The sequence below is a fragment of the Alteromonas sp. C1M14 genome (genome assembly GCF_018860965.1).
In the GTDB taxonomy this organism is placed as follows: domain Bacteria; phylum Pseudomonadota; class Gammaproteobacteria; order Enterobacterales; family Alteromonadaceae; genus Alteromonas.
In genome coordinates this window covers 519577-538658 of record NZ_JAHKQF010000015.1, presented here as the reverse complement: position 1 = coordinate 538658, position 19082 = coordinate 519577, and the positions used below count along the sequence as shown (strand labels likewise).

Here is a 19082-nt window from a genome sequence, read left to right as displayed (position 1 = left end):
ATATTCCATGTCTGAAAACCTGTTCAGTAACGATAACGTTCCCTCGCATCATTTACCCGACTTAGCTGAATTGGCTTTCGAGCCAATTTCGCCGGTTTATCGTAAGGTGAACCTGGGTATTTGTGTGGCCATCATCAGCGTGCTGATGATCATGGCCCTTGTGATAAGGTTTCAGGCGTTAATTTCAGTACCGCCACCACTTTTTAACGCCAGTCAGTATGCGTTGGTTATCGTTCCGCTTATCGGTGTGTTGTTTTGCGTTTACCAATGGTTTGCCGATAAGCAAGTGATGTTTGCGTTGCGAGAACAAGACTTATCGTTAAAGCAGGGGCTGATTTTTCGCCGCCTAGCGAGTCAGCCGGTTTTACGCATTCAACATGTCGAGCTAAAGCGTGGCCCACTCGATAGGTTGTCAGGCTTGGCCAAGTTACAGGTGTTCTCTGCTGGCGGTGCTGGGCACACCTTTGAAATTCCAGGGTTACCCATTGCCCGAGCACAAAAAATCAGGCAGTTTATTCTTACCCATAAGGATATAGGGGCGCGTTAATGGCTGACAGTGACAAGCCTGAGGGCGCTGGGGGAAAAACGCCCTGGCAACGCTTGCCGCCGGTGGCCATTGTCTATTTTATCGTCGCTAATGTTTTTCAATTTGTCCGACAATTTATTGTCGGGGTTTCCGTACTCGCTTATTCGGCCTCTACCTACGACATTCAAGGATCCGAGTATTTCATACCGGCGCTTATAACGATCTTTGTCGCGACGGTGTGCAGCGGCGTGATCAGCTATTGGTTTTATCATTATCGTATCCGCGACCAACATGTGGAGATTCGTGATGGTGTGCTCAAACGCCGGAACATGAATTTGCCGTTCTGGCGTATTCAGAATGTGAAGATAGAGCGCCCTTTTTATTATCGTTTCACCCAGTATGCGGTACTCGTGCTAGATACGGCGGGTTCGGCTGAAGAAGAAGCAAAAATCGTGGCTCTTTCTTGTGACGACGCCAACGCACTGCGCCAACAGATTTTATCTGCCGAGCAGCATAAGAATAACGATGAAAGCACGACACCGATGTGCACTGAAGATTCACCGGATGCCGGTTCCCATCTCAATGAAACCGTGATTAACCGCCGTCAGCTGTGGGATCTCATCTTACATGGATTAACCAATAATCGAGTATGGCTCATACTCGGTGCGTTAGCGCCATTTTATGACGATATAGGCGGCGCCTTTTATGGCTGGATAGATGCTATCGGTTTATCACCGGAAAAATTATTTCCTTCAGACCAAGTGGCCTGGTGGCAAATATCCCTCTACGTGGTCTCGCTTATGTTGGTGGTGTTTGCAGTCATGGCGAGTGTTTCTGTGGCCGGTTCGGTGATCACCTATTATAACTATACCCTTAGCCGCACAGCCGATCGCTACATCCGCCGCTCGGGCTTATTTAGCCTGCAAGAAGTCAGTATGCGGCAAAGCCGAGTACAACAAGTCGCCATTAAACAAGATTGGCTGGATTTTCTGCTGAAGCGAGCAAATCTCTTTTTTGAACAAAATAAAACCGGTAACCAACAAGAGCAGGAATTACATGCCACCAACAAGTTATTGGTGCCATCGGTTACCTATGACGAGGCATTTATTTTAGCCCAAGATGCCTTGCCTGATAATCGACTTGATGATATTTCCTATTTGGCCATTAGCCGCCGCTTTCTATACCGTTATTTCGCGCTTTTCGTTTTGCCTGTCAGTTGTGGGGTATGGGCGATTACCCATTTAGAAGCTAATCTTGGGGTGTGGAGTTATTTGTGGTCATTGGTAACAGCGGTGGGCTTAATGAGTGTGGTGTATTTGCGTTGGCGACGCTGGGGCGTTGCCTTTGACTCACAGTATTGTTACGTACGTAAAGGGCTGGTGGGTTTGGACAAATACTGCTTCGCGTTGCATAAAGTACAGCAGGTGGTGATTTCTCAAAGTATTTTTATGCGCAGAAGGGGCTTAGCCAATATTCGTTTTGTGTTGGCCAGTGGCGATGTCACGGTCCCGTTTTTATCCCATAAAGAGGCACTGCACATGGCGAATCGGGTGTTATGGGAAGTTGAATCCCAGCGCCGCTCGTGGATGTAGTTAAGTGTTAGGTGGTAAAACGTTATGGATAAGAGTGATTGGACACGAAAGGCCACTTTCGCCCTTCGTGCCATAAACTCAATTGTTGCTGACGGACCGTTAAGCCACCGCTTTTTGCCCGTAGTTATTGAGCTTGTCTAGATAGCTGTCTTTTTCTTTTGTGTCTAACCAGGCCACTTTAAATGCATTGCCTGCCAACGTCAGTAATTCCTCTTTACTAAAATTACCCTCTTCTTGTAGCGCCATAAAGTTCTCATTTAAGTAGGCGCGAAAGTACGCCGGATCATCGGAATTTATGGTCGCCAAAAGGCCTTTTTCCAGCATCTTTTTTATTTCATTTGAGGTTAACGACTGCACCACAAACCGATTGGATACGGGGCACACCGTCAGGCCTAGCTGCTTGGCTTTTATTTTCTCACAAAGGGATTCTGACTCTAATGCATTCACGCCGTGGTCAATACGGTCTACCTCGATATCGTCGAGCACCTGACCGATGTGTTCTAAAGTGTTTTTCTGATTCACATCGCAATGCATGGTGAGTTTTAATCCCCACTGCCGGGCAAGGGCAAAAACATCTTTAAACTTCAAAGGAGGATTATGTAGTTCATCAGAATCGAGGCCCACGCCAATTAGCCAATCGAGGTAAGGTTCTGCCATTTTTAAATGGTCCATGGCCGACTCGGCTGACATATCCCGCAGAAAGCACAGTATGAGTTTTGAGTCGATCCCCAATTTTTCTTTGGCGTCTTGCTGTGCTTTATGAATGCCGGTAATGACAGTTTCAAAGGCCACGCCCCGTGTGGTGTGGCCTTGCGGGTCGAAAAATAATTCGGCATAAACGATATTCTGTGATGCGGCTTTTTCCAGATACTCCCAAGTGAGCCGATAAAAATCCTCTTCCTCAATGAGTACGCTCATACCAGCGTAGTAAATTTTCAAAAAAGAGGGCAAATCATGAAAGTCGTAAGCCGCAATTAATGCCTCAGGTGTGGAAAAGGGCAGGGCGATATTATTTTTTTTTGCCAGGGCAAAACTGAGTTCCGGCTCAAGGGTACCTTCTATATGAACATGAAGTTCGGCTTTGGGCATGTTCTCGATAAAATGACGCATCGTATGTTCCTATGATGACTAAGGCTATTCTTGCTGGAGTGCATGCAATAAAAGTACCGCAGGCAAAGCCGCACCTACTTTTTTATATGGCTGGTAATCTTACTTTGATTCAATAAGTTATGTGAATTTGGAAAATATGATGTGGTCAATATTGGCTGGTGCACCAAATAGCGGGGATGATGGAACACCAAAAGGGGAATAGCGCACTTATTTAGTGCGCTAGTCAGGGTTAAGGTTCGAGCACATCACCAGGGATGCATACCCGCCCTTCCATTAGCACTCGAGCACTTCGGCTCATCACCACTTTTGTCACTGTCCATTCACCTTTTTGCATTTCTGCTTGGGCACCTACTTTGAGTGTACCAGACGGGTGTCCGAATACGACGTGACTGCGTTCCCCGCCGCCAGCAGCGAGGTTAACCAGGGTGCCGGGAATAGTCGCGGCAGTGCCAATGGCCACCGCTGCTGTCCCCATCATGGCATGATGTAGTTTCCCCATAGAGACTGCACGAACATTCAAATCAATACTTAGCGCACTGATTTTTTTGCCACTTGAAGCGGCATAGTCGGCTGGGGGACTGACAAAGGCGACCTTGGGCGTGTGCTGACGAGTTATCGCTTCGCCAATGTCGCTGATAAGGCCCATTTTGACGGCACCATAGGCACGAATAGCTTCCAACCGCGCTAACGCTTCCGTATCGTTATTGATGTCGGTTTGCAGTTCGATCCCGGTATACCCAATATCCTGCGCATTGACAAAAATAGTGGGGATACCGGCGTTAATTAATGTGGCTTGCAAGGTCCCTATGCCAGGTATGGTAAGCTCATCAATTAAGTTGCCGGTGGGAAACATAGCGCCATCGCCATCGGCAGGATCGAGAAAGGCCACTTCTACTTCGGCCGCCGGAAAGGTAACACCGTCAAGCTCGAAATCGCCGGTTTCTTGAACCTGACCATCGGTAATTGGAATTTTAGCGGTAATGGCTTTACCGATATTCTGCTGCCAGATGCGAATTACCGCCACACCGTTTTGTGGGATGGCGTCACGCTCCACTAACCCGTTAGTAATGGCAAAGGCACCTACCGCGGCAGTTAAATTACCGCAGTTGCCTGACCAATCAACAAATGGTTTGTCGATGGCGACTTGGCCAAATAAATAGTCGACGTCAAATCCCGGCCGTTCACTTTTCGACAATATGACCGTTTTACTGGTACTTGATGTGGCGCCGCCCATGCCATCCGTATGCTTGCCGTAAGGATCCGGGCTACCGATAACCCGAAGTAACAAGGCATCACGAATTTCACCGGGCTGCTGGGCAGCCTCTGGTAAATCAGAAAGCTTGAAAAATACACCTTTACTGGTTCCGCCCCGCATGTAAGTGGCGGGGATTTTTATTTGTGGCGCAAAACTCATAAGGCCTCCTTATTGGGTAACGGTGTCTTCAGCTTCAAGGAAATCTTTTGCGAAACGTTGCAATACGCCACCAGCGGCATAAATGGAAACTTCTTCGGCGGTATCTAGGCGGCACTTCACGGAGACGTCTACGGTTTCACCAGAGAGGCGGTGTATTTTCAAGGTCAGTTCTGCGCTAGGGGATGGTTCGCCAACCACATCATAGGTTTCGGTTCCATCAAGCTGCAGGGTTTTGCGCGTTGTGCCCGGTGCAAATTCTAAGGGCAATACACCCATGCCAATGAGATTGGTACGGTGAATGCGTTCAAAACCTTCAGCCACAATCACTTCAACACCAGCAAGTCGAACGCCTTTTGCCGCCCAGTCTCTTGATGAGCCTTGGCCGTAATCGGCTCCCGCCACGATAATAAGCGGTTGCTTGCGGTTCATATAGGTTTCAATGGCTTCCCACATGCGTACCACTTTACCTTCTGGTTCAATACGGGCTAGAGAGCCTTGTACAAGGTTGCCATCGTCGGTGACCATTTCGTTGTATAACTTGGGGTTAGCCAAGGTGGCACGTAGTGCTGTGAGATGGTCGCCTCGGTGAGTTGCATAAGAATTGAAATCTTCTTCGGGCACGCCCATTTTCGACAAATATTCGCCGGCAGCACTGGTGGCAAGAATGGCGTTAGACGGCGATAGGTGGTCTGTGGTGATATTGTCACCTAGCAAGGCGAGGGGACGCATACCTGTCATGGTGCGTTCTGCTGCCAAAGCCCCTTCCCAATAGGGTGGGCGTCTAATATAGGTGCTACTTGGACGCCATTTATAAAGCGGGTTCAAGTCTTTACCATAATCCACTTTTAAGTCGAACATGGGTTCGTACACTTTTCTAAATTGCTCCGGCTTCACCGCGCTTTCAACAATGGCGTCGATTTCTTCATCTGACGGCCAAATGTCTTTCAGCGTGACTGGGTTTCCGTCGCTGTCGGTGCCTAATACGTCTTTTTCAATGTCAAAGCGTACGGTACCGGCTATGGCATAGGCCACCACAAGGGGAGGCGAGGCCAAAAAGGCTTGTTTGGCATAGGGATGAATACGGCCATCGAAATTGCGATTGCCGGACAATACCGCGGTGGCATAAAGATCACGGTCGATGATCTCTTGTTGAATTTCTGGCTTTAAGGTGCCACTCATGCCGTTACAGGTGGTACAAGCAAAGGCGACGACGCCAAAACCTAATTTTTCCAGTTCAGACAGTAAGCCAGCCTCTTCAAGATACAGTTTTACTGTTTTTGACCCCGGAGCCAACGAGCTTTTTACCCACGGCTTTCTAATCAAACCTTTGGCATTGGCGTTGCGAGCAATTAACCCGGCAGCAATAACATTGCGAGGGTTGCTGGTGTTAGTACAGGAGGTAATGGCAGCAATGATGACCGCGCCATCTGGCATTTTACCTTCTTCATTTTCTACCTCACCAGCAATGCCTTTGCTGGCTAAATCGCTGGTGGATAGGCGGGCATGAGGATTCGACGGGCCGGCCATATTACGACCCACGGTAGACAGATCAAACTGCAATACTCGCTCGTATTTAGCCTTGACCATATCATCAGCCCATAGGCCCGTTTCTTTGGCGTACTGCTCAACCAACGCAACCTGCTTGTCTTCTCGGCCGGTCAGTTTAAGGTAGCGAATGGTTTGTTCGTCGATATAGAACATGGCCGCGGTCGCGCCGTACTCTGGGGTCATATTCGATATGGTGGCCCGATCGCCCACGGTTAAGCTGGCTGCGCCTTCGCCAAAGAATTCAAGGTACGCCGATACCACTCTTTCTTTACGAAGAAATTCGGTGAGTGCCAGCACTACGTCGGTTGCGGTGATACCAGATTGCACTTTTCCTTTGAGTTCAACCCCTACAATATCCGGCAGACGCATATAGGATGCTCGTCCCAACATAACGCTTTCCGCTTCTAGTCCGCCAACGCCTACAGCAATAACCCCAAGGGCATCAACGTGAGGGGTATGACTGTCTGTGCCCACTAGGGTATCGGGAAATGCTACGCCGTCTCGGGCATGTACTACCGGAGACATTTTTTCCAAATTAATTTGGTGCATAATGCCGTTACCTGGACCAATCACATCCACATTTTTAAATGCCGTTTTTGTCCAATTAATAAAGTGGAAACGGTCGTCGTTACGTCGATCTTCTATGGCACGATTTTTTTCAAAAGCGTCGTCTTCAAAGCCGGCATATTCTACCGCCAGAGAATGATCCACAATTAGCTGAGTGGGGACGACAGGGTTCACTTTTGCGGGGTCACCGCCTTTTTTTGCAATGGCATCCCGCAGGCCGGCTAAGTCTACTAATGCGGTCTGGCCCAATATGTCATGGCAAACTACCCGTGAAGGAAACCAAGGAAAGTCGAGATCCCGCTTGCCATAGACAAGCTGTTCCAACGAGGCGTTGAGTTGTTCAGGGGCACATTTTCGTACCAGGTTTTCGGCTAAAACCTTTGAAGTATAAGGGAGCGTCTCGTAAGCCCCCGGTTTTATATCATCAATTGCTTGGCGGGTATCGAAATAATCTAGTCCGGTGCCAGCAAGGGGTTTTCGGTAATCAGTATTCATGGTCGGTCTTCTCCTACACAGGCACAGGCAGTGTGGGCTGCCTGTGTGGGTAAACTTAGTCGCGTGCTTCCATTGGCGGTACAGGACGCAATGCGTCTCCTGTGTATTCCGCTGACGGGCGGATAATACGGTTGTCTGCACGCTGCTCCATCACATGGGCGGCCCAGCCCGTTAAGCGAGACATCACGAAAATGGGGGTAAATAACTTGGTGGGGATCCCCATGAAGTTGTAGGCCGACGCGTGGAAAAAGTCCGCGTTGCAGAACAGTTTTTTCTCTCTCCACATGACTTCTTCACAACGCACCGATACTGGGTATAACACATCGTCTCCCACATCAGCAGCGAGCTTTTCAGACCAGTTTTTGATGATTTCATTACGTGGATCAGACTCTTTATAAATCGCATGACCAAATCCCATGATCTTCTCTTTGCGAGCCAGTTTCCCCATCATTTCTTCTTCTGCATGAGCGGCACTGGTAAAACCTTCAATCATTTCCATAGCGGCTTCATTCGCCCCACCGTGGAGTGGGCCACGTAACGAGCCAATGGCACCGGTAATACATGAGTGCATATCCGATAAAGTAGAAGCACAGACGCGGGCGGTGAAAGTGGAAGCGTTAAACTCGTGTTCTGCATATAAAATAAGAGACACATGCATCACCTGCTCGTGCAATTCACGGGGTTTTTCACCATGAAGCATATGCAGGAAATGGGCGCCGATGGAGTCATCGTTTGTTTCCGTATCAATGCGCTTACCGTCATGGCTAAAGCGGTACCAGTAGCAAATAATGCTGGGGAAGCAGGCCAGCATTCTGTCGGTCACTTCACTTTGCTGACTAAAGTCGGCTTCCATTTCGAGGTTGCCAAGCATGGAGCAGCCCGTGCGCAGCACATCCATTGGATGCGCATCTTTCGGAATTCGTTCGAGCACTTCTTTCAATGCTTGTGGCAAACCACGTAGCGACTTTAACTTTTCTTTATAACTGAATAATTCTGTTTTATTGGGTAGCTTTCCTTTTAAAATCAGGTAAGCCACTTCTTCGAATTGGCACGTCTTTGCCAGGTCTTTTACGTCGTAGCCACGGTATGTTAAGCCAGAACCTGATTGTCCTACTGTGGAAAGGGCTGTTTTGCCTGCGACTTGTCCGCGAAGCCCGGCGCCAGTTAATTCTTTAGCCATTGTGGTGTCTCCTGCTAATTATTTTGTAAAATACGATCGGGTTTTAGTCTTTGGTTTTCGCGAACAAGGCATCGAGTTTTTGTTCGTAATCGTGGTAGCCCAAATAGTCATACAAATCCATTCGCGTTTGCATGCTATCGACCACCGCTTTTTGATCACCGTTTTCTAATATTGACTGATAGACCTTTTCTGCCGCTTTGTTCATGGCTCTAAATGCACTTAGTGGGTACAGCACCATGCCAGCGCCCCATTCACCTAATTCTTCTTTATTCCACAATTCGGTTTTACCAAATTCTGTGATGTTGGCCAGAATCGGTACCTCTAATGCTTCAGAGAAGGCGCGATAGTGGGCTTCGGTTTGGATGGCTTCGGCAAAAATACCATCTGCGCCAGCAGCGACGTATGCTTTGGCGCGTTCGATGGCTTTTTCCAGTCCTTCTTGGGCGAACGCATCGGTGCGGGCCATGATGAAAAAGTCAGGATCTGTGCGCGCATCCACTGCGGCTTTAATGCGATCTACCATCTCGTTGGTCGGCACGATCTCTTTATTCGGACGGTGACCACAGCGTTTTTGTGCCACTTGATCCTCTAAATGTACGGCTGCGGCGCCGGCCTTTTCCATGTCTTGGATGGTCTTAGCAATATTAAACGCGCCTCCCCAGCCAGTATCGATATCCACCAACAAAGGAAGATCACAGGCCGAAGTAATGCGTTGAACATCAACAATCACATCGTTTAAAGAGGTGATGCCTAAATCGGGTAGCCCATAGGAGGCATTCGCTACGCCACCACCGGAAAGGTAAATAGCTTGATGGCCTATTTGTTTTGCCATCATGGCAGAATAGGCATTGATGGTACCGACGATTTGTAACGGTGAGTTATCGGCTAATGCCTGACGGAATTTTTTTCCTGCGCTTTGCATGAGAGTGGCTCCTTTTTAGGGCTTGGAAGTTTGAAGAAGTTTGCGTTCGATATTATTTTTGGAATACAAAATATGTCGACGCATTAAAATTTCGGCTAATTCGCCGTCGCGGTTTGCAATGGCTTGAACCACATGACGATGCTCATCAAATGCCGTGGTTACCCGAGGTCCCGCCATACCCAGTTGTACGCGGTACATACGCACCAAATGGTAAAGACCATCTATAAGTACTGAAATTAAGTGATTGTTTTTGCTTCCTAAAACAATGCGGTAATGAAAATCCACATCGCCGGCTTCCTGGTAATAGGATTCGCCTGATTTCACTTCATCGAAGTGATCGCTCAACAGCGCTTGCAGGGCATCTATTTCTGTTTGTGTCATATTATGTGCCGCCAGCCGAGCGGCCATGCCTTCTAACGCTTCACGAACCTGATACAACTGAACGAGACCAGTTGCCGATAATGTGACTACCCGCGCGCCTACATTTGCCTTGCGCTCCACCAAGTGACTGGCGGTAAGGCGATTAATCGCTTCACGTACCACAGCCCGGCTTACATCGTACTTTGTCGACAATTCTGTTTCGCTCAACTTAGAGCCAGCACTGATGACCCCTTCTACAATGTCGTTGCGGAGTTGAAAAAACGTTCTGTCAGCATGAGTGACAGGGCTTTCTGCGGCCAATTGCATGGTGTTTTCTAACCTGATTATTCTTTGAACTGTCGACAATGTAGGGGTTTGACTACCTAATGTCAACGGTATTCTGGATGTATTGTCGACAATTTTGGGGTGGAAAAGGCGGCTAGCATGGCGTACGAAAGGGCTAAGAGGAGGGTACAGACTTTGGTCTTACCCTTAAAAGTGAGAATTGTAGACAATAAACAGGAGAAGGGGCGTTCCCGAAAGGGTAATTAAATTTGTTTGAGGCGGCGCTTATTGAGAATAGCATCACCGGCATTCGCCGGGAGGCGTAGACTGTCAACTAAGGACAATAAACTAATGCCAGCGACGATATAAAAGGTCAGTGAAAAGTCGGCCATGGCCGGTTCACCGTTTTGTGAGCCAGTAACAATCGTCGCCAAAGCTAAAGAGAGGGCGCCCACAGTGATCCCCAACCCGCGGGTCATCTGCATTACCACTGAACTGAGGGTGTTTGCATCGCGCATTTGGTGCTGCGGAATATCGGCAAAGCTAATGGTATTGAGCACGGTTAAGTGCATCGAGCGGTTCATACCACTGATAAAAAGTACCAGCGCCATATACCAACTAGGGGTGGTGGTGGAGAATTGGCCAATAAGAGCAAAACCGATAGCAATAAGCAAGGTGTTCACCACTAACACGGTTTTAAAACCTGCGGCGTTCATTATCCATGTGGTGGCGGGCTTTATGGTTAGGTTGCCAGCAAATAGCCACAGCAGTAGCAGACCCGCTTCTACCGGTGAAAAGCCCAATGCTAACTGCAACATCAAGGGGATCAGAAAAGGGGCGCTAGAAAGGGTAATACGAATGGCAGACCCACCTAAAATGGTCATTCTAAATGTGGGAAACCGCATGGCTTTAAGGGTGAAGAGCGGCGCCGATGAGCGTGCCATATGTATAAACATGAGCAAGAGAAGTAGCAAACCCACTCCGGTGAGTAGAGCCGGCAACCACAGAGATTGAGGGCGGCTACTGAACGTTTCTAACCCCGCCATCAGCAAACCAAAGCCGGTGCCGCTTAGTAAAAAACCGATTGTGTCGAAGCGTTGTGGAGCGCCTTCTTGGTTGTCTAACAAATAAGCAGCAAACCCAAGTGCAATGCAACCTAATGGCACATTCATTAAGAAGATCCAGTTCCAACTGAACGTTTGCGCTATCCATCCCCCTAGTACGGGGCCGATTAATGGGGCTGCGAGTGCCGGCCAGGTTAACATTGCCATGCCGCGAACAATTTCGTCTTTAGGCAAGCCTCGCAGCACCACAAGACGCCCCACCGGCACCATCATGGCACCGCCAATGCCTTGTAACACTCGCGAAGCGGTAAAGGTGTAAAGGTCGGTACTGAGTGCGCAGCACACCGAGGCAATAACAAATACACAAATCGCTGCGCAAAAGAGGTTTTTAGAGCCGAACCTATCTGCTGCCCAGCCACTTATGGGGATGAAAACCGTTACTGCTACTAGATAGGCCGAAATGCCCACTGATAAATGGGCGGCTGCGACGTCAAAATCCCGGGCGATGATAGGTAACGCAGTACTAATCACCGTGGCGTCGAGGATTTCCATAAATAATGTGGCGGCGACCAACAAAGTGATGGCCGTGCGACGACGAAGTTTAATCATGTGTCTCTTTAATTATATCGATGTTGTTTGCTGCTTGGTAGCAAAGGGGACAGCGGAAGGGTAACGAACTACATGATTTCGAAGGCTCTAATCACCCGGTTTACTCCGCTAACATTTCGAGCAATTTCTACGGCGTAAGTGCCTTCTTGGTTTGATACTCGGCCCATAAGAAAAACTTCGCTATCTTGTACTATTACTTTTACTTGTAGCGAGGGGACACGCTCATCGGCAACCAGTTGGGTTTTTACCTTCGAGGCGAGCCAGATATCGGTAGCCTGAGCACCGGCATCGATGGGCATTTTAAGTCGAATTTGATTATGCACTTTGGTGATGTAGGCCACTTTTTCTACGGCGGTTACCGCTTCGTCGATTAACGTTTGGCTGGGTGCCTGACCTGTAATGAGCGCCACGCCGTTGTATACATCAATTTGCAGATGGGAGTGCTTTTTTAACGCATCGCTTTTTGACCATTGATAGGCAACTTGTCCTTCGGCAGTTTGGTCGTCTAGCTGGGTGCCCACCGTACGACGATCTTTTGCTACCTTAGCCGTAAGGGCGCCCGCTGCGCCTACGGCTACGAGGGCGCAGCCATTCACATTAATAAGCACCGCTACGGCTATCAATACAGAAAGTGCTTTTTTCGTGATTATCATAATGGGTAGTCATCTCCGTGATCGGCCGGAAAAAGGCTATCATCAATACATTCGCATAAATTGTGAATAACAAGTAGATGAGCTTCTTGTATTCGCGCTGTACGGTTTGACGGTACTCGAATTTCTACATCATGCTCGCTAAGAAAGCCTGCCATTTCGCCACCATCTTTACCTGTTAATGCCACAATGGTCATGTCTCGGGATAAGGCGGCTTCTACTGCTGCAATGATACTGCGAGAGTTACCGCTACTGGAGATGGCAAGCAAGATGTCTCCCGGTTGCCCAAAGGCACGTACTTGTTTGGCAAACACCTCGTCAAAACTGGCGTCATTGGCAATAGAGGTAATGGTTGAGGTATCAGTAGTCAACGCGATGGCGGGTAGGCTAGGACGATCTCGTTCAAAACGATTTAGCAATTCAGATGAAAAACGCTGGGCTTCGGCTGCAGAACCGCCATTGCCACAGGACAAGATCTTATTACCACGAATCAGGGCTTCGACCATCATGTACGCCGCTTTTTCTATGCTCTCGGGTAAGATCTCAATGGCGGCGATCTTAGTCTGGATACTTTCAGTAAAGTTGGCTTTGATTTTTTCTATCATTATTATTTAGTGATCTTGTCATGGGCTAATTAAACGTTCTTCAACCATGATAACTGGTTTCCGTCTAATGCTATCACATCTATTCGCATCCGTGTGTGTAATGGATTAAGACCCTGAGCCATAAGAAAATGTTCAAAAGTACGTCGTACTTTAGCTAGTTTGGCTGGAGTGACAAAGTCTACCGCTCGACCAAAGCCGTCATCTTCACGAAACTTAACTTCAACGCAGACCCAGGTTTCGGCATCTTGCATGACAAGATCTAACTCGCCGGTTTTGGCCGAATAATTAGCGCAGCAAAAAAGCAATCCTTGCTCTTCTAAATAGCTTCTTGCCCGCGCTTCCGCCTTATTGCCGATATCCTTGGCAGTTACACGCATCTATCGCCCCGAATACGCCGTGGTATTTGTTTGGGATTGAAGCGATGAGGTCAGTGGACGCACGCTTTGATTTTGAATCACCGCTTGGGGAAGAGTGCGGACAATATTGCCTTGTTTATCTATACGCAAAGCGCCTGTTAACGCCTCTATTTGCGTTTGCGACAAGGTCATCAGTACCGCCACATCAGGCAGTAAATTATAGGCATCTACACCAAATGCAAATAGGCGCGACATCTGAGTATTGCGCCGTGGCCATAATGCTTTTACCGTGGCTTGAAAATCTGCCCATTGGTTTTCTGGCATCATCCATGGCATATCCAGAAAACGTACGTTTTGCAGATCCCGCCACTGATTTTTTGTATCGTCATAAGCAATGGAGCGAGACGTGGCAAACACAGGAACTGTCTTGCCATTAAAGGGGCTTAGGCTGGCTTCTACCATGGGGTTAAGTAATTCGGTTTGGGCTGGAGATGCAAAGACTATGATGCCATCAACATCCCGACGATTGCGCGGTACGTTGTACAGTTTTTCATTTTGCATGTATTCAATTTGTCGAATTCGGTCGCGGCTTTGGGCCACCCCCAACGCTTCTGTAATACCGGTTTTAAGGCTATTACTGTCGGTAAAATCCACCGACACGAGTTTAACTTTATCATTGTGATCTCTACTGGCATTTAACGATTGCCATTGGGCCTCAAACGCACTCTTCATCCGTTGGTTGATGCTGCTTTGTGCCGCGACCACAATGGGAGAGGCGAAGCCTTGATGAAAGATGTATTGCGCCAATTGTCGTGCTTCGTCTTCGGGGGCCAATGCAAAAAACGCATGGGGTTTAGGGCGAGCAAGAGAAACCGTAGGAAGGGTAGCCTCAGGTAAGACAGTGGCGGTTGTGTCATCGCTAACGAGGTTACTGACCGGTAGCAACGGAGAAAGTGTCTGGGTGTCTTGGTTCGTATCACTGCGGTTTAGTGCTAACAACGTGGTTGTAGCCGGAACATAGGGGGTAATGGCATCCACATTCTCTTTTAGCAAAGGGCCCACAACCCATTGATAACCTGAAATGGCATCAACGAGGGCATCAGTGTCTTTGTTGACAGTATCAAAAAACGTCAGGGTAGTAGGGTGCAGTTGAGGATTTTTGGCTAGTTTATCGTAGTAAGCGGCGAGCATTCCCGCTTTAATTGTGCGCCCTGTATCACCGAGTTTGCCGCTTAAAGGCAGTAATACCAGAATGTCATCAGGGGCGCTAGCAGGCAAGGCGAGGCGAGCCTGAATATCATCAGGTAGGGTCGCTACTAAGGGGTGCCCACGGTAAACGTGTTTAAAGGTTTCAATTTCCTGACTAAAACGCTGGCTATCAAGTCCAGCGGTTTGGGCTATATTATACAGGGCAAGGTAAGGTTCAAGATTGGGATATTGGCTTTCTGCTTGTTGTCGTTGTTGGCTATCGGTTTTCTTGACCCATGTCCAAACCTGCTTGGTGGCTGCGGGGGTTTGGCGATTCAGTGTAACCAGTGTATTGGCCGCAGCTAGCCATTGTTGCTGTTTTTCGTAAAGTGCTTTTTGGGCTTCAAGCTGACGTTGTCTGATGTTTTCATCTTCTGCTAGTGGACTTAAAAGGGTGAGTAAGGTGGCCTCATCGGCTTTAGGGTCGTGCAGGTAAGACTCTACGATGTAAAGATTTAGACGTTGAGTTTGTTGGTCGGTGAGCGACGATTTTTTGAGTGCAAATAAGAGCTGTTGGGCTTGAAGACGATTACCCTGGGCGAGTGCTATTTCGGCAGCATCAAGTAAATAGTCATCCCGTTTAATTTCGTCTCGCTCGGTTTGCCAACTGTTACGGGCTTCGTTTATTAATGCTTCAGCGGTTTGTGTAACCGCAACAACGGTTTCTTGCTGCTTTGTTGGCTGTGGTTTACGTACCTCAGTAGGTTGTTTAGGCGTTGATTCGCACCCTGCCATTATCAAGGTAATAGCCACTAAACTAAAGGTAGCAACGGGAGAAATAAAAACAGACAAATTCACAAAGGATTCCTTTTACGGTCAGACTTGGTCAGTTTAACGAATACAGGCAGAAAATCTATGCTTGCGTCGTTAAACTGTACTTGGGTCATGGTACACTCATTTTGTTCGTCGGCGGAATTGTGCCGTGTCAGTATCGACATTGAGTATGACAGTAATAATACCTCACCTTGAGGTGGTTTTTTTAAAGGAAATGAATGAATGGTCGAGACAGCGACACTTTTTATTGTGCCAACCCCAATTGGGAACCTTGATGACATGTCTAGCCGAGCCATTGAAACGCTAAAAAGCGTAAGCTGGATCGCGGCGGAAGATACCCGCCATACCCAACGGCTATTGCAACACTTTTCCATAAATACGCGGTCATTATCGTTACACGAGCACAATGAAAGCAAGCGTACTGCCATGCTTTGTCAGCGTCTGAAAGAGGGGGAGAGTATTGCTCTGGTGAGTGATGCGGGTACGCCACTGATTAGTGATCCTGGTTTTGTGTTGGTGCGCCGTTGTCGTGAAGAAGGTATTAATATTGTTGCCTTACCAGGCCCTTGTGCCTTTGTAACCGCACTCAGCGCATCTGGGCTTGCCACTGATAAATTCATGTTTGAAGGTTTTTTACCGCCTAAAACTGGCGCGAGAAAACAAGTCTTAGCCCCTTTGAAAGATCGCGAATTCACCACGGTTTATTATGAAGCGCCCCGACGTATATTCGATACGGTAAGCGATGTCTGTGACACCTTAGGGCAGGATCGCCGCATCGTGATTGGTAAAGAGTTAACAAAAGCATTTGAAACCTATGTAGATGGCACTGCCGCTGACGTTTTAACCTGGTTAGCCGCTGATCCGGTCAGGCAAAAAGGTGAATTTGTGCTGATGATTTCAGGCGTTAAGGGAGAAGAAAAGCCGGTGCCTGCAGAAGCCATGGATTTGTTGATCATGTTGCAAGCAGCATTGCCGCTGAAGAAAGCCGCAGCCATTGTGGCAGAGCATTATTCATTAAAAAAGAATACCTTGTATCAGGCGGGGCTCGAACACAAAGACTCTAACTAACGCCCTATACACGATGTTGGCGTGTTTCATTTGGGCCTCATGTTGAATCAGTTCGTAAAGTAAGGATCGTCTGTGTTAGAAAAACATTTATCCATTGAAATTACCAAAGGCACCTGGATGCTGGATGTGGTTGCAGAGCGTAACGATGACGGCGTTTATGATTTGGTTTATCCCAAAAAAGAAGCCACCATACATGTGAAAGAAGATCACATGTATGGGTTAGAATACAATATTAGCGCACCGGAAGGGACGCCGTTTAAAATTGTGTTAGATGGCGAAATGCTATTGGACAGCCAAGTCGACCATACGGGCATTTGTCGCGGGAGTTGCGTCATTTAAGGGCGCCTAAGATAAACGCCCGGCAAAGTCTTCAAAAGTGAATTGTCGTATTAACTCGAAGTCACCGTTTTGTTTCAAGATGCCGATGCTAGGGTGCTCTACACCATTAAAGAACGTGGTTTTCACCATGGTGTAGTGCATCATATCTTCAAACTGCACACGGTCGCCCGGTTGTAGGGGCGAATCAAAGGAGTACAGGTCAATAACATCGCCGGCAAGGCAGGAATTTCCGCCTATTCGGTAGTTATAGGCTTTTTCGTTCTCTTCGCCAGCCTGTAAGATGGTTGGGCGGTAGGGCATTTCAAGCACATCGGGCATATGGGCGGTGGCCGAAATATCCAAAATGGCGATCTTGCCTTCATTTTCTACAATATCCACCACTTCAGCAATTAGAGGCCCTGTGTCCCAGGCCACGGCAGAGCCGGGTTCAAGAATCACATCGAGGTTAGGAAAGCGGGCTTTAAATTGCTTTAATGTGGAGATGAGATGGGCAAGATCATAGCCCTTCTTCGTCATCAGATGGCCGCCGCCTAGGTTTAACCATTTCATTTTGGGTAGATAATCACCAAAACGGGTTTCAATGGCCTGTAAGGTTCGGGCGGTGGCGTAAGAGTCACATTCGCACAAATTATGACAGTGCAACCCTTCTATGCCGGTAATATCCACCGATGCAAGCTCGCTGGCGCGGATGCCAAGTCGAGAACCCGGCGCAGCGGGATCGTACAGCGGTGTATCGGCTTCCTGGTGTTCAGGATTTATCCGTAACCCCATGGAGATACCGCTAAGTGCTTGTCGATGTTGATGCCACTGATTAATACTATTAAAGGAAATGTGGTTGACCAAATGCTTTAACTCGGCGATGTCCTTATCTTTATAAGCTGGCGAGTAAGCGTGGATTTCTTTACCCATTTTCGCCGCCAACTTGGCCTCCCAAACCGAACTGGCAGTGGCACCATGCAGATAAGGTTTAATAATATTAAAACTCGACCACATGGAGAACCCTTTAAGCGCCAAAATAATACGCACACCAGATTCGTCTTGAACGCGCTTCATTAGCATGAGGTTGTGAATAAGCTTATCTTCTTCTAACACATAGCAAGGAGAAGGAATATCACGACGTAATGTTAAGTCAGTCAACCACCCGTCTCCCGTTAGCGTTTAAAAGGGCTTTGGTCGCACTCAAGTACCTGCCAAGGCAGACCATGTTTGTTCAACTCTTCCATGAAAGGGTCCGGGTCGAATTGTTCCATGTTCCACACGCCAGGGGCTTTCCACTTGCCTTGCAGCATCATCATGGCGCCAATCATAGCCGGCACACCGGTTGTATAAGACACCGCTTGGGCACCCACTTCTTCGTTACATTTTGCATGGTCACAGTTATTGTATATAAAGATGGTTTTCTCTTTGCCGTCTTTAATACCGGTGACATAGGTTCCGATACAGGTCATACCCGTGTAGCCTTCGGCAAGAGAGCCGGGGTTAGGCAATACGGCTTTAAGGAATTCAAGAGGGACGATCTTTTGGCCTTGGAATTCCACCGGTTCAATACTGGTCATGCCAATCCCTTCTAGCACCTTCAGGTGGTTGAGGTAAGCATCACCAAAGGTCATCCAAAAACGCGCGCGTTTAATGGAAGGAAAATGTTTTACGATGGACTCGAGTTCTTCATGGAACATCAGGTATGAAGCACGTACCCCAATGTTTTGATAGTCTAAATCTTCCCGCAGACTTAATGGGTCGGTCTCTTTCCATTCACCATTTTCCCAATAACGACCCCGTTGGGTAATTTCTCGAATATTAATTTCAGGGTTAAAATTAGTGGCAAACGCTTGGCCATGATCACCGCCATTGCAATCCACGATATCCAAGTAGTGAATTTCGTCAAAATAGTGTTTTGCGGCGTAGGCGGTATACACATTGGTAACGCCAGGATCGAAGCCTGAACCCAATAACGCCATGATCCCCGCATCCTTGAATTTATTTTGGTATGCCCATTGCCAGCTGTATTCAAACTTGGCCACATCTTTGGGCTCATAGTTTGCGGTATCTAAATAATCGGTTTGGGTGGCCAGACAAGCATCCATAATGGGCAGGTCTTGGTAGGGAAGGGCGAGGTTTATTACCAAGTCAGGTTGTACCTCAACAATAAGATTTTCTACTGCTTTGGCATCGTCAGCGTCTACCGCATATACCGCTTTTACTCGGTCTGCGCCTACTTCATTTTGCAGCGCTTCACATTTGGAAACGGTTCTGCTAGCAAGAAAGATTTCATCGAAATACTCGGGTAACCGAGCACATTTTTTTACTGTTACAGCGGCAACACCGCCGGCACCAATAATGAGAACACGAGACATAATTTTTGATTCCGAA

Annotated in this window: 17 protein-coding genes; 4 read left to right on the top strand and 13 right to left on the bottom strand. The window is 47.9% G+C overall.

The genetic code is table 11. The features are described from left to right. The first annotated feature begins 7 nt into the window (after window positions 1–7). Window positions 8–547: a PH domain-containing protein gene (locus tag KO501_RS14740; RefSeq protein WP_216030425.1), complete on the top strand. Its 540-nt coding sequence runs from the start codon at window positions 8–10 to the stop codon at window positions 545–547. Further along, entirely contained in the window at window positions 547–2118 is a 1572-nt protein-coding gene (locus KO501_RS14735) for a PH domain-containing protein (protein ID WP_216030424.1), read from the top strand. The genes KO501_RS14740 and KO501_RS14735 overlap by 1 nt, the downstream gene beginning before the upstream one ends. A gap of 99 nt (window positions 2119–2217) precedes the next feature. On the opposite strand, the gene add is transcribed toward KO501_RS14735, so the two are convergent. The 11 genes from add to KO501_RS14680 form a co-directional block, all read right to left on the bottom strand. Continuing rightward, complete coding sequence (add, locus tag KO501_RS14730) at window positions 2218–3228, bottom strand: adenosine deaminase (protein WP_216030423.1); 1011 nt, start codon at window positions 3226–3228, stop codon at window positions 2218–2220. Window positions 3229–3457: 229 nt separating this feature from the next. Further along, complete coding sequence (prpF, locus tag KO501_RS14725; protein ID WP_216030422.1) at window positions 3458–4642, bottom strand: 2-methylaconitate cis-trans isomerase PrpF; 1185 nt, start codon at window positions 4640–4642, stop codon at window positions 3458–3460. 9 nt (window positions 4643–4651) lie between these two features. Further along, on the bottom strand, window positions 4652–7252 hold the full coding sequence (gene acnD, locus KO501_RS14720; RefSeq protein ID WP_216030421.1) for a Fe/S-dependent 2-methylisocitrate dehydratase AcnD: 2601 nt from the start codon (window positions 7250–7252) through the stop codon (window positions 4652–4654). A 55-nt stretch (window positions 7253–7307) separates the two neighbouring features. Further along, the gene (gene prpC / locus KO501_RS14715; RefSeq protein WP_216030420.1) at window positions 7308–8432 is read right to left on the bottom strand and encodes a 2-methylcitrate synthase; all 1125 of its coding nucleotides are present in this window, start codon (window positions 8430–8432) and stop codon (window positions 7308–7310) included. Window positions 8433–8475: 43 nt separating this feature from the next. Next, window positions 8476–9354, bottom strand: a complete 879-nt coding sequence (prpB, locus tag KO501_RS14710) for a methylisocitrate lyase (RefSeq protein WP_216030419.1) — start codon at window positions 9352–9354, stop codon at window positions 8476–8478. A 15-nt stretch (window positions 9355–9369) separates the two neighbouring features. Next, window positions 9370–10041, bottom strand: a complete 672-nt coding sequence (locus tag KO501_RS14705) for a GntR family transcriptional regulator (protein WP_216030418.1) — start codon at window positions 10039–10041, stop codon at window positions 9370–9372. Window positions 10042–10262: 221 nt separating this feature from the next. Then, the gene (locus tag KO501_RS14700; RefSeq protein WP_216030417.1) at window positions 10263–11672 is read right to left on the bottom strand and encodes an MFS transporter; all 1410 of its coding nucleotides are present in this window, start codon (window positions 11670–11672) and stop codon (window positions 10263–10265) included. A gap of 68 nt (window positions 11673–11740) precedes the next feature. Beyond that, on the bottom strand, window positions 11741–12325 hold the full coding sequence (locus KO501_RS14695; RefSeq protein WP_216030416.1) for a BON domain-containing protein: 585 nt from the start codon (window positions 12323–12325) through the stop codon (window positions 11741–11743). Beyond that, window positions 12322–12927, bottom strand: coding sequence for a phosphoheptose isomerase (locus KO501_RS14690; RefSeq protein WP_216030415.1), 606 nt, complete (start codon window positions 12925–12927; stop codon window positions 12322–12324). The genes KO501_RS14695 and KO501_RS14690 overlap by 4 nt, the downstream gene beginning before the upstream one ends. A gap of 29 nt (window positions 12928–12956) precedes the next feature. Further along, complete coding sequence (locus tag KO501_RS14685; protein ID WP_216030414.1) at window positions 12957–13304, bottom strand: YraN family protein; 348 nt, start codon at window positions 13302–13304, stop codon at window positions 12957–12959. After that, window positions 13305–15329 (bottom strand): penicillin-binding protein activator, encoded by a 2025-nt coding sequence (locus tag KO501_RS14680; protein ID WP_216030413.1) that lies wholly within the window; start codon window positions 15327–15329, stop codon window positions 13305–13307. Window positions 15330–15527: 198 nt separating this feature from the next. On the opposite strand from KO501_RS14680, the gene rsmI reads away from it, so the two are divergent. Beyond that, window positions 15528–16373 carry a 16S rRNA (cytidine(1402)-2'-O)-methyltransferase gene (gene rsmI / locus KO501_RS14675; protein WP_216030412.1) on the top strand — a complete coding sequence of 282 codons (846 nt, stop codon included), beginning with the start codon at window positions 15528–15530 and terminating at the stop codon, window positions 16371–16373. Window positions 16374–16445: 72 nt separating this feature from the next. Further along, window positions 16446–16712 (top strand): hypothetical protein, encoded by a 267-nt coding sequence (locus tag KO501_RS14670; RefSeq protein ID WP_216030411.1) that lies wholly within the window; start codon window positions 16446–16448, stop codon window positions 16710–16712. A 6-nt stretch (window positions 16713–16718) separates the two neighbouring features. Here the strand turns inward: KO501_RS14670 and nspC are convergent, their stop codons facing one another. Together nspC and KO501_RS14660 are read right to left on the bottom strand one after the other, a co-directional pair. Beyond that, window positions 16719–17849, bottom strand: coding sequence for a carboxynorspermidine decarboxylase (gene nspC, locus KO501_RS14665; protein ID WP_216030410.1), 1131 nt, complete (start codon window positions 17847–17849; stop codon window positions 16719–16721). 14 nt (window positions 17850–17863) lie between these two features. Next, a complete protein-coding gene (locus KO501_RS14660) occupies window positions 17864–19066 on the bottom strand; it encodes a saccharopine dehydrogenase family protein (RefSeq protein WP_216030409.1) in 1203 nt (400 codons plus the stop codon). Window positions 19067–19082 lie beyond the last annotated feature (16 nt).